The following is an 11,331-nucleotide window of genomic DNA, read 5'->3' on the forward strand; positions in this document are numbered from 1 at the left end:
GCAGACGTTCACTAACCGGTAATGAATGAACTACTTGGCCATCAGCTCGGATTACCGATCTGCCGCCATGAAGTTTGACGGCTTGCTCCCGAGCCTCTTGCGAAACATCGTGGAGAAGGCACCCGGGCTGTCATAGCCCAGTTGAAGCGCCACCGTTGTCACCGAATCACCGGTCCCCAGTTTGGACATTGCAAAAAGAAGACATGCCTGGCTTCTCCACTCTGAAAACGATATTCCGGTTTGCGAGCGAAAGAACCGGCTGAAGGTGCGTTCACTCTGGTGTAGCTGCTGCGCCCAGGCCAGCGGCGACAAGCGCACGTCGGGCTGGTGAAGGAAAGCAATGCATAGAGTCGCCAGTCGTTCATCCCGCGGTAGCGGCGCAAAGAAAGGCAGTGTTTCTGCGCGACCGACCTCCAGCAGCAAAAGCGACATCAGCACGCCATCGCAACCGCGCTCGTCATACAGCGCTGGCAAGTCGATGGCTTCGATGAGCAGCTGCCGTAGCAGCGGGGACACGGCCAGCACCTCGCAATGCGATTGGCTCCGTGGTACCTCTTCAGGCTCGATGTAGAGGCTTCGAGTGTTGACTCCCACCATCTTCACCCTGTGCGACTTGCCTGCTGGAATCCACACGCCACAGTGGGGAGGTATCACCCAGGCGCCATCGTCAGTACCGACCTCCATCAATCCGGTCGCGCCATAGAGGAACTGTGCACGGCGATGGCTATGGGTATCCAGAACGGTGCCAGGCGCGTAGTCGGTGCCAATGGCCACAACGGCACGAGGCGTGGCATCGAGGGAGTTCAGTGATTGATTGCGCACAACAAGACTGCAAGTAGCGAATGGCCGAAATGCAAATATTGTTGACCAAACATCGAATGTGCGCCACTCCAGAACAATCTACTGTGATGGCTCCTGCATCAATGGAGTTTTTCGTGTCCTTGTATTTGTTGTTGGCGGTCTGCGGATGTGTGACGGGCGTCACTACCGTTCTCTTTGGTTTCGGTGGCGGATTCGTGGTGGTTCCGCTGCTGTACTGCTTGCTGTCTACACCGAACGCCCCAGGCAGCGCAGTGGGGCAGTCGGCCATGCAGATTGCCGTTGCGACATCCACCTGCGTGATGGTCTTCGGTGCGCTCCTCGCAACTTGGCGTCACCAACGGGCAGGAACAGTGGATTGGACGTATGTCAGGCCTTTGCTGGGTCCCATTGGCGCGGGGGGCGTACTTGGCGCACTTGCGGCAACCGTTGTTCAAAGCGAATGGCTGCGTTGGGCCTTTGCGGCCTATCTGGTACTGACCATTCTGGATTGTTGGTTGAGGCCTGGATTTCTTGCTCAGCCCGCAGCAAAGCAGCACCGCCCTGGGCCGCTGGCGAATGCACTGTCCGGTCTGGTTATCGGCTGGGTTGCAGCATTGCTGGGGGTTGGCGGCAGCGTGATGACCGTTCCCCTGATGCGCCGCCGTGGAATCGAAATGACACGAGCCACCGCCATGGCGAATCCGCTATCACTGCCGGTCGCGCTGGCAGGAACAGGGACTTACATCGTCCTGTCCACCCAATCTCCTTTACCTCTTGGGGAGTGGCACCTCGGCTATATCGACATACGAGCTGCTGCTGTGCTCGTGACCGGTTCGTGGATCGGCATCCGTGCAGCATCGCTGTGGATCGGGCGCATTCCAGACCGGGTTCACGCGAAGGTTTATTTAGGACTGTTGATCATCGTCTTCCTGGCCATGGTGACAACATGACTGTGCGCTACTCTGCCTGCATCCCGAACGTCGGCTTGTGAAAGAAAGCTCTATTTCGCCAGAGCCCCTGAAGCAGTCATCAGCCGACTTGCTGCTTGCACCGAACGTCTGCTGACGCAGGCTTCTATAGAACCCGCACTACCGGCAATTGGCATTCGTTCGTGTGAGAAGCCTGAACGATCTACCAAGAGCCGCATGGGTGATATGACCTGATGAGGCCTCTGATAAAGGCATGGCTCAGGCAGTAAATCGCTTCAGAATCAACGACGCATTTACACCGCCGAAACCAAATCCGTTGAGCATGGCATGCTCCATTGCATGAGCACGCGCACTCCCGGCGATCAGGTCCAGGCCGTTCGCCAAAGGGTCTGGCTGCTCCAGGTTGAGCACGGGTGGCGCGATCTGGTCGCGCAGGGCCAATACTGTGAAGATCGCAGCAGCTCCGCCTGCAGCTCCCAGCATGTGACCCACGGCTGATTTGGTGGCCGTGACGGAGGGGCCGGTGCCTGCTCCAAACACTTGACGAATGGCTGCCAGCTCCCCCCGGTCACCAACGGGAGTAGAGGTTGCGTGAGCATTCAGGTGTTGAATATCACGAGCTTGCAACTGTGCCTGTCGCAACGCGGCGCACATCGATCGCGCGGCGCCTGATCCATCCTCGGGCCCGGAGGTGACATGGTATGCATCGGCAGAGGTGCCATAGCCCACGACCTCGGCCAGCGGCCTGACGCCGCGCGCCAATGCATGATCCAGTGCCTCCAGCACCAGCAGGCCTGCACCTTCGGCCATGACAAAGCCGTCCCGTGCCTGATCGAAAGGTCGGGAAGCCTTCGCGGGATCGCCGCCGCAGAAAGTGGTCACTGCTTTTGCCGCAGCAAAGCTGCCGAGCGCAACCCGGTCAATCGTGGCTTCGCTACCACCGCAGAGCGCCATGTCCGCTTCGTCATTGCGAATCAGACGTGCCGCATCGCCAATGGCCTGGATGCTGGCTGCGCAAGCCGTCACCGGAGCACCCAACGGCCCCTTGAGCTGGTGCCTGATCGACACCTGTCCCGAAGCCAGATTGGCCAGGAACGCCGGTACGGTGAAAGGCGACAAGCGCTGTGGCCCTTTGCCGTCCGTGGTTCGCACCGCTTCAACAATGGTACTGAAGCCGCCCACACCGGAGCCGATGATAGTCGCCGCACGCTCCTGTTGCTCGGCGCTTGGATGAAGCCATTGCGCGTGTGCCAGAGCCTGGTCTGCCGCCCCCAATGCAAATGCGATGAAGCGATCCATGCGGCGTAGCTCCTTGGCCGAGATCACGGCTTCAGGGCTCCACCCGGCTTGCGGATCCTGCTCCAGGCCTGGCACCTGCCCGGCGATGGAGACGCCTGTGCCTTCACCCACACCGGCGCTCAAGGCACATACCCCGGACTGGCCGGCCAGCAGGCGTTGCCAGGCCAGCTCCACATTGCACCCGAGAGGAGAGACCAAGCCCAAACCGGTGATGACTACCCGACGACCCATGCTGCACCTTCCGCTATTGAACCCAGGAACTGAGCCCAACTTTATTGATGATGATCGCAATCATAAATGAGTTTTGATGATGAGTATCATCTAACGTATGAAAGTGAGCAAAGCACAGGCCGCCGAGAACCGCGAAGGAATCGTGGATGCCGCTGCGCGCCTTTATCGAGAAAAGGGCCTGGATGGCGTGGGCGTGGCAGAGATCACACGCGATGCGGGCTTGACACATGGCGGGCTGTACCGACACTTCGAGTCCAAGGATGCTCTCGCACGCGAGGCCTGCCTGCGTGCATTTGAGTGGACCATCACGCCGCTAGACGGACTGGAATCCGCGAAGGCGGATGGCGCGCCTGCAACCAGGCTCCGCGCGCTGGTGCATGGCTATCTTTCTGCGACGCATCGCGATCACCCCGGAGAGGGCTGCCCCGCTGCGGCATTGGCAGCAGATGCCGCAAGAGCGGGGCCTGAGATGTCGGAGGTTTTTGCCCAGGGAGTGGAACGCAATATCCAGCGCTTTATGAGCGTGCTCCAAGGTGATGATGCAGCCAAACGTACTCAGACTATTGTGACCCTCAGCAGCATGGTCGGCGCCCTGGTTCTCGCTCGTGCCACGGCAGCGGGTAATCCGGCGCTTTCTGAAGAAATATTGGCAAGCTTGCGGGAGCAGTTAGCCCCGTAGTCGCCCGAATTAGGCATGCGCTCGCACATCTGATGCGCATCTCAATTCAGAGCTTGGTGGCTGTCACGGTCTGGCCCGGGTCACACTGGATATCCAGCCCGTTGTAGCACCAGCGCAGGTCTCAGTGCACCACGTCAACACTGCCTTCCTGTGAGCGGGCCGACTGGCGCCGGTGCGGCGCCCTGGGCCATAGCAGAGAGCGGCTTGTGCCGCCGCTGTCGTTCAGAGAGCGCCGTATTCGCTCAACTTCTTGCTGAACCTGAAGGTCCACAGTCGCTGCGCGCGATCATTGACCTCATTGGTGGTGAAGCGCAGACTCGCCGCGCCCTTGGCGCACTTGCCATCGTTCACGATCTTGCCGTCGGCATCCACCATGCACTTGGTGACGTCCGAGCCTTCGATCTCCTTGCCGCTGGCGTCCAGCACGGCCAGCGAAACACCGAAGTCGGTGTCGTTGGTCAGCGCCAAGGTGTAGTCATCGACCAGTGCCAGACCCTCGGCCTTCTCGGCCACCCAGCCGGTGGCGTTCAAGTTGAAGAGGCGAGTTTTCTTGAGCGCCACTACCTTGGAATAGTCCGAGCCATTGACCGGTTTGCCAGTCAGGCTGCTCTTTTCCAGGTCGGAGCCCAGCGCGGTGATGTCGGTAGCGTTGGCCGGAAACTCGATCAGCACCAGATCGTTAAAGACTTTTTTGTCTTTGCCCGTGCCTTGCTCGATGGCGATGAACTTCCCATTGCCCAGCGAGACCACATCACCCAGCTTGGCGTTGCCGGTCTTGCCCTGGCTGTACCAGCTGCCGTCCACGGGCAATGCAAACAACCGGGTTTTCTCGGTAGTCGGGTCAAACTCCACCCAGCGCACAAAGCGGGCGTAGTCGCGCACGTTTTCCGACGTGCCGGTCGCATCGGGAACGGCAGCAGTGGTGTAGTCGGCCTTGCCGTCGTTCAGCGGACTTTGCAGGAAACCGTGCAACTTGCCGCTGTCCACATCGATGCTTAGCCCCTCCATGCCACGGTTGGCGCGGCGTTTGGCGAGGATGGCAGGCAGATCGGCCGCGCCAGTACCGGGCTTGTATTTCTTCAGGATGATGCCGGTAGCCGGGTCGATCTTCACGATGAAGGGGCCGTATTCGTCGGAAACCCACAGCACCTTGCGTGCTGCATCCACCACCACGGATTCGGTGTCCAGGCCGAATTCACTGTAGCCCTTGGCCTTGCCAGGATAGGTGAAGGAGTCGTCCAGAACTTGCTCGCCTGTGTTGCCTGTGATGCCCCGTGGCTGCACACGACCATTGGCGTTCTGCGCGGCGCTGAACTTGACCGGCAAGGTCGAGACGAGCCTGGCACCCTCCTTGTCGAGGGTGATCACGCCGATGGACGGCGTGAAATTGGGCGAAGGAAACACCGTGGAACTGGCGAAGCCCGTGGAGTTGGAGCCGTCGGTTATCTGCGTGACCGGACCGGTGGTGGCGTTCGGGCCGCGATCGGTGATGGCGTAGAACTCAAGCGTGCCGTCGGCGCGCCTGCCCTTCAAGGCCAGGCCCGAGCCATAGGCCGGCAGAAAGCCTTTGGGGAAATCGGCCTTGGTGCCAGGATGGCGGCCTTCGTAGGGGAAATAGAACTTGTCGTCGAACTGTACGTCCTGACGCGTGACGACGGCGCTGATGCTGCCGACGCCGGTGGTCTGCATGACCGCCTCGGAGTTGGCGACTTGGAGCGGGCGGGTATCGGCACAAGCGCTCAGCAAGGCAACCGCGGCGGCGGTCGCAGCCATCAGGCAGGATGAAGAAGTGAGGTGGCGCATGGCGGGTATGGCTTGAGAGGAAAATGGAAGTCCCCAAAAAGCAAGCCCGGCGAGGCGGAGGCCTGCTCGACCTTGGAGACTTCTTTGCGCAAAGAGGCGTCGTGCAGCTCAGAACGAGTGGCTGATGCCGATATCCACGCCAGTCGACCCGGTGTTGGCTACACCTGCAGGGCCGCCGATCAGGCCAATGCTGGCGCCATTCTTGTTGTTGACACGCGCAACCCCGGCGTACATGGAGGTGCGCTTGGAGAAGTCGTAGACATATCCGATCGAATACTTGTCGGTCTTGCCACCGCTGCGCGTGAGGGCCGTGGCGTTACCGCTGAACTTGGCGCTGGCGTACTTGACGCGGAAGCTGCCAGGCCCCACGGGGATGGTAGCGCCCAGGTAGAAGCCGTCCACCTTCCCGGAGGTCGCACCGCTGACGGGTTTCCACTTCAGGCTGTTGTATCCGCCATTGAGCACGAAACTGCCGAAGTTGTATGAAGCGCCCAGCGCCAAGTCTTCCAGGTCGCTGGTTGCGGCGATGGCGCTGGGCGAAGTCACGGCCGCAGTGCCGTCGATCTTGCCGTAGCCGATACCCACGTTCAGCGGGCCAGAGCGATAGCCCAGGTTACCGCCTATGTATCTGCGGGCCTTGCTTGCGCCAGAGTTGGAGGCATTTTCATCACCAAAGGAAACCGAGAACTGACCGTAGACACCGCCCAGGTTGCGCGGCAGGAAGTAGCCCACGGAGTTGCTGATGCGCGTGCGGTCCACCGTGCCGCTTTGGCTGGCGGCGTTATACGCAGTCTGGCGGATCGTCTGGAACAGGTTGGCCTGCACGCCGGTGGTGGTGTCGGGGCCCCCGAACGCGGTGAAGATGTTGTAGCTGGGGGTGTAGTCGCGACCCAGGCGGATTTCACCCCAGGAATTGTTGATCAGTCCGATAGTAGAACGGCGCTCGAAACCCAGAGAGCCGCTGCTGCCGCCACTACCGGCGTCAGGGCTGAGGCCACCTTCGAGCCAGAACTGAGCCTGGTTGCCGCCGCCGAGGTCTTCAGTGCCGCGAAAGCCGATCAGGCTGGTCTTGCCTTGGCTGGAGTTCAGAGCATTGAGCCTGTTGCTGCCGGACTTGGCACTGGTGATGCCGACGTCCACTACGCCAAAAATGGTGATGGAAGACTGTGCCAGGGCCAGGCTGGAAGAAGAGGCTAGGAATGAGCCAACCACGACTGCCAGAGTACGCGAGCACGTTTTATGATTTTTCATTGGCGAAATACGAACGGAACTTGTCAGAGGAAATGGCGGTGGCTTTCTTGCAACCGCTGCCGGAACTTTAGGCAACACATAAGTACGTTTTGTGACATTTGTACTCTGTGACATGAAAGTAACAGCAGCGGTGCATGCGGAGCGTTAGCTACCGGCAGCTCCTGGCCGGACTGCGACAGTCGCAGATCAACCCGTGGAGGTCGTTCAAGTGTCAATGACCATGCCTGCTATGCAGCGCTTACCGGCTGGTGCCCACATGTACGCTAGCCGGGTGCATAGCAAGAGGCGTCTGAATAAAAACCGACGAGGCACATCCAGCACCTGGAAAGCTCAGCCGGCCGCGCGACTCCCGTCACTGCAGACATGGCTTTCTATCCGCGTGGAATCCAGCGCCCGTCATTCAATGCGGTACAGGCTGCCGAAGCCACCCCCTTGCGCCGGCATGCCGTCGGTGCAGCCAGGCATTGGCAGGCCCTGTCCCCATCCAGCTGCCAAGACCTGCACGTCATGCATAGGATTGGACGCCCTGGCACGCTCATTGCGGATGCGGCAGGTTTCAGGATCAGTGGCGAACAGCCCGCGTGCGAAGACCCGGCCTTGTTCCGCCAGCCTTGCGGTTTTCGAGGCTCGGATTTTCGCAAACGCCTGGAAGACATCGTCCAAGCCGCCGCTTGCGCCATCCAGGCACCGGGCCAAATGCCACGCATCTTCCAGTGCCTGGCAGGCACCCTGCCCCGACGTCGGCAACGGCGCATGCGCGGCATCGCCAACCAGCAGCACATTCGCCCTGCTCCATGTATGCAGCGGCTCCAGGTCATGCACCGCAATCCGCCGGATAGCATTTTCGGGCGTGGCACGGACGATTGCCAAGATCGGCTCAGGCCATTGCGCGAACAGCTTCTCGACCTCCTTGCGCAGATCTGCGGTGGGCGTAACCTCGCTGAAGGGCCGTGCCTGCGCCGCAGCCCAATACACCAGCTCGGGGCGAATCGGCACGCAACCAAAGCGCTCGCCCGCCCCCCAGAAATCCTGAATCGCAATATCGTCCACCAGCGCATGCTGCCCCTGCGCCACGCCGATCCAGTTCACGAAGCCCTGATAGACAGGTGTGTTGTCACCCGCGACAAACTTGCGCGCCACTGACCCCATGCGACCGTCGGCGCCAATGAGCAGATCCGGGCGGATGCTCGCACCGTTCTCGAAATAGGCCACGGCCCTGCCATTGGCATCCAGCTCGACGGCCACCGCCCGGTGTCCGAACTCCACCGGTATCCCGGCCCGGGCTGCGTGATCCAGCAGCACCTCCTGCAAGTGCCTGCGCAGCACCGTGTAGGTCGGGTAGCCCATCGTCCGGTCCAGCAAGGCGATATCGAGGCCTCCCAATGCATTGCCCATGGCATCCTTGCGGCGCATTGTCAGCGGCCGACCGCCAATGGCCGCTATGTCTTGCAGCAGCCCCAGCTCTTCCAGCACAAAGCTCGCATTGGGCCAGAGCGTCACGCCTGCCCCCATGGTTGCCGGCTCCGTTCGACGCTCATAGACCCGAGGGTTGTAACCCTGCTTGCGCAAAGCCAGCGCCACGCTCAAGCCCGCAATGCCACCGCCAAGTATTCCAATTTCCACGCTGAATCTCTCCTGTCCATACGATGCCCGATATACGGCGCACTGCGTTGTATCGAGCAAAAGGGCATCTTAGATTTCGCCATTGAAGAGAACTAGCATGCAAAATTGGGACGTTTTCATACCTCAAACGGGATAATCAATGCGCGATGCACTCGACCTGAATGCCGTACGCGTTTATACGGCGGTTGTTGATGAGCAAAGCTTTGCCGGCGCATCGCGTCTTTTGGTCATGCCCTCGTCCAACGTCAGTCGCCACGTCGCGTCACTGGAGCGCAGACTCGGTACACGGCTGCTGGAGCGAAGCACCCGCCACCTGCGCATGACGGAAGCCGGTCGATTGCTCTACGAACGTGCCAAGCCCTTGCTCGACACCCTGCTCTCTACGCAGGAAGAGCTTGGCGCGGTGCAGCGCGAACTGCGTGGACCTCTGAAGATCTGCATGCCTGGCAAAGCACCAAAACTGCTGGCCCCCATCCTCGCCGAATTCTGTAGCCTCCATCCGGGGATCGAGCTCGAATGCGATACCCGGATGACCGGACTGGAAGTGCTTCGAGAAGACGTGGACCTTTCCATCGTTTTCCACCGGGGCCATCAGGAGGACAGTGCTTTCATCACCCGCGAACTCGCCACACTGCCCAGCATCGTGGTTGCCGCCCCCTCCTTGCTGGCCAGGACCGGTATGCCACGCCATGTGCGTGAGTTGAAATCCCTGCCCTGCATCACCACCCTCAGCGCGCTGAAGGGCCAACCCTGGCAGTTTCAGGACGCCGCGGGGGAAATCGTCAAGGTGCCGGTCCGCAGCCGCTACCGCGTCAACAGCGGAGAGCTGGCCGTGGCAGGTGCACGGCAAGGCATCGGCTTCGCGATTGTGGCGGCCTATCCCTGCCAGGAAGACCTTACAACGGGTCGATTGCAGGAAGTGCGATTGGACCTCTGCCCTGCCCCGCTGCAATTGCTTGGGGCATACAGCCATCGACATTCCGTGACTGCGCGTGTCCGGGCACTGCTGGAATTGATACAGCTACGGTTAGCCGGATCGGGGAACCCTTCCACGGACCCCAGACCACGTGGGACGGACTAGGACCAAAGTGGCGCACCGGACTCAAAGTCGAGTCTTTCCGAGTGCAAGCAGTCGCTTGGCATGATTTTTTCAATGCCCGCTTCTGCCCAATAGTGTAAGCACACGGATATGCCACGAAGCGGACACCCCGATATGCAGTCCCAGCCGGAGAAATCAGGCTGTCAGCGAAGTCTACAGACTGATGCTACCAGCCTGAGCAGGCTGGCCTGCATCATTGCCACGCAGGCAGTCTAAAAAAGACTATATGCAGTCGTTGCCGATGGTCGAGATTGCTTCAGCCTTGAGGCATCTGGCTCATGTCCATGAACATGATTTCCCAGATGTGGCCGTCTACGTCCTCGAAGCTGCGGCCATACATGAAGCCGTGGTCTTGCAAGGGGTTCACGTCAGCCTTGCCGCCGTGAGCAGAAGCGGCCTCAACCATGCTGTCGACGGCCGCGCGGTCACCGGCGCTCAGGCACAACATGACTTCGCTGGCAGCATGGGCGTCGACGATAGGTTTCTGGGTGAACGTGGCCCACTTCGAGTGGGTGAGCAGCATCACGTAGATGCTGTCGGAGACGACCATACAGGCGGCGGTATTGTCACTGAACTGCGGGTTGTTGACGGCGCCGATTGCTTCATAGAAGGACTTGGCCTTCGACAGGTCAGCGACGGGCAGGTTGACGAAGATTTTCTGGGACATTTGAGACTTTCAAGGTCTGTGTTGAGAGGGAATCTTCAGGCGTTGGCGAGCGACGCCAACAGCTCGTCCAGGAGCTGCATGCTGGATGTGAGGCCGTCTTCCTGCCCAGAGTGACGATGGTGTGGCCACCACCGCTTCCCAGCCTCGGAGCGGGAGAACAAGCTATTGATACATCATATCCAGCAGCACCAGTGTCAGCCAACTGCGTTAGCCATCGTTCAGGTCGCAAGCTGACAGTGGCCGCAACCGAGAGTCGCCAGTGATCCAAGGCAGCGATCGACTGTGGATTCAACCGATCGATGCAACGCGCTGGACGACCGCTTCTGACCAGCAAGCGACCGTCTCAGAACCACTCAATGCGGAAATCTGTCCGGCGCCACCTCTCAAGTGAGGCATCCGCTTGTATTAGTCCCGCGAATTGGTGACTGCCGTATTTGCACAGCATCTGTATCGGGAAAATAGGGTAATTCGATTCGTACACGACCTTGCTGCCATACCGCGATAGGCACCCTGCAAAAAGTGGGCAACCACGGTGGGTAAAGCACAGCAGGTTTGGATGAATCGCCTGCAACTACCCGCCCCAGGCGCCCTGCATCGCAGCGAAGACACTACCCCGTTCAAGTACTTCACCGCGTCTTCAGCAAAGGCATCAATGCAGGAGTAATTTCTCGCGCCTGCTCCGAGGTCAGCGGGTCGTACGAGACAACAATATAGGCGCCCTCCTCCAGTACATCCGCACGGGCGACGTGGTCGCTGAGTATGCCGACCACCTGCTCTGGCGTAAGTCCGAAGTAGTTGTTGCACTGTTCTCCGGCCCAGTAGTTCACTTGCCTGATGTGAAGGCACTCTTGTCTACGTGGACCGGCTTGAGCCCGGACTTGCATACGCTCTTCATCACTTGATTTCCAGAATTCATCTTCCTCTTCAGCCAGCACATCCATGTCCTCCA

The 11,331-nt window shown here is 60.0% G+C and carries 10 protein-coding genes and 1 pseudogene; 3 read left to right on the forward strand and 8 right to left on the reverse strand.

The genetic code is table 11. The annotated features are described in order from the left end of the window. Positions 1–51 precede the first annotated feature (51 nt). A complete protein-coding gene (locus Cth01_RS22560; protein WP_045840497.1) occupies positions 52–822 on the reverse strand; it encodes an AraC family transcriptional regulator in 771 nt (256 codons plus the stop codon). Between the two features lie 20 nt (positions 823–842). Here Cth01_RS22560 and Cth01_RS22565 point away from each other — a divergent pair, with 20 nt between their 5' ends. Beyond that, positions 843–1,751: a sulfite exporter TauE/SafE family protein gene (locus Cth01_RS22565; RefSeq protein ID WP_045840498.1), complete on the forward strand. Its 909-nt coding sequence runs from the start codon at positions 843–845 to the stop codon at positions 1,749–1,751. A gap of 237 nt (positions 1,752–1,988) precedes the next feature. On the opposite strand, the gene fabF is transcribed toward Cth01_RS22565, so the two are convergent. Beyond that, positions 1,989–3,260 (reverse strand): beta-ketoacyl-ACP synthase II, encoded by a 1,272-nt coding sequence (gene fabF / locus Cth01_RS22570; protein ID WP_072248302.1) that lies wholly within the window; start codon positions 3,258–3,260, stop codon positions 1,989–1,991. 97 nt (positions 3,261–3,357) lie between these two features. On the opposite strand from fabF, the gene Cth01_RS22575 reads away from it, so the two are divergent. After that, positions 3,358–3,939, forward strand: coding sequence for a TetR/AcrR family transcriptional regulator (locus Cth01_RS22575; protein WP_045840500.1), 582 nt, complete (start codon positions 3,358–3,360; stop codon positions 3,937–3,939). Positions 3,940–3,994: 55 nt separating this feature from the next. On the opposite strand, the pseudogene Cth01_RS24385 reads toward Cth01_RS22575, so the two are convergent. The 4 genes and pseudogenes from Cth01_RS24385 to Cth01_RS22590 form a co-directional block, all read right to left on the reverse strand. Beyond that, positions 3,995–4,138 (reverse strand): annotated as a pseudogene (locus Cth01_RS24385) (IS3 family transposase); the annotation flags it as partial. Between the two features lie 23 nt (positions 4,139–4,161). Next, positions 4,162–5,742, reverse strand: coding sequence for an esterase-like activity of phytase family protein (locus Cth01_RS22580; RefSeq protein WP_045840501.1), 1,581 nt, complete (start codon positions 5,740–5,742; stop codon positions 4,162–4,164). A gap of 108 nt (positions 5,743–5,850) precedes the next feature. Then, positions 5,851–6,993, reverse strand: a complete 1,143-nt coding sequence (locus Cth01_RS22585; protein ID WP_045840502.1) for a porin — start codon at positions 6,991–6,993, stop codon at positions 5,851–5,853. 396 nt (positions 6,994–7,389) lie between these two features. After that, the gene (locus tag Cth01_RS22590; RefSeq protein WP_045840503.1) at positions 7,390–8,616 is read right to left on the reverse strand and encodes an FAD-dependent monooxygenase; all 1,227 of its coding nucleotides are present in this window, start codon (positions 8,614–8,616) and stop codon (positions 7,390–7,392) included. Between the two features lie 139 nt (positions 8,617–8,755). Here Cth01_RS22590 and Cth01_RS22595 point away from each other — a divergent pair, with 139 nt between their 5' ends. Further along, complete coding sequence (locus tag Cth01_RS22595; RefSeq protein WP_072248303.1) at positions 8,756–9,697, forward strand: LysR family transcriptional regulator; 942 nt, start codon at positions 8,756–8,758, stop codon at positions 9,695–9,697. A 274-nt stretch (positions 9,698–9,971) separates the two neighbouring features. Here Cth01_RS22595 and Cth01_RS22600 read toward each other — a convergent pair whose 3' ends face one another. After that, positions 9,972–10,382: a VOC family protein gene (locus Cth01_RS22600; RefSeq protein ID WP_045840504.1), complete on the reverse strand. Its 411-nt coding sequence runs from the start codon at positions 10,380–10,382 to the stop codon at positions 9,972–9,974. A gap of 626 nt (positions 10,383–11,008) precedes the next feature. Further along, the coding region (locus Cth01_RS24070) for a hypothetical protein (protein ID WP_217997481.1) at positions 11,009–11,331 on the reverse strand (323 nt) is incomplete at its 5' end.

This window comes from Comamonas thiooxydans (assembly GCF_000964545.1).
Lineage (GTDB): Bacteria > Pseudomonadota > Gammaproteobacteria > Burkholderiales > Burkholderiaceae_C > Comamonas > Comamonas thiooxydans.

Excerpts from the sequence above, each read along its gene's own strand:
- Cth01_RS22565 (WP_045840498.1), top strand. The coding sequence starts at position 843 with ATGGCCGAAATGCAAATATTGTTGACCAAACATCGAATGTGCGCCACT.
- fabF (WP_072248302.1), bottom strand. The coding sequence starts at position 3,260 with ATGGGTCGTCGGGTAGTCATCACCGGTTTGGGCTTGGTCTCTCCTCTC.
- Cth01_RS22575 (WP_045840500.1), top strand. The coding sequence starts at position 3,358 with ATGAAAGTGAGCAAAGCACAGGCCGCCGAGAACCGCGAAGGAATCGTG.
- Cth01_RS22580 (WP_045840501.1), bottom strand. The coding sequence starts at position 5,742 with ATGCGCCACCTCACTTCTTCATCCTGCCTGATGGCTGCGACCGCCGCC.
- Cth01_RS22585 (WP_045840502.1), bottom strand. The coding sequence starts at position 6,993 with ATGAAAAATCATAAAACGTGCTCGCGTACTCTGGCAGTCGTGGTTGGC.
- Cth01_RS22595 (WP_072248303.1), top strand. The coding sequence starts at position 8,756 with ATGCGCGATGCACTCGACCTGAATGCCGTACGCGTTTATACGGCGGTT.
- Cth01_RS22600 (WP_045840504.1), bottom strand. The coding sequence starts at position 10,382 with ATGTCCCAGAAAATCTTCGTCAACCTGCCCGTCGCTGACCTGTCGAAG.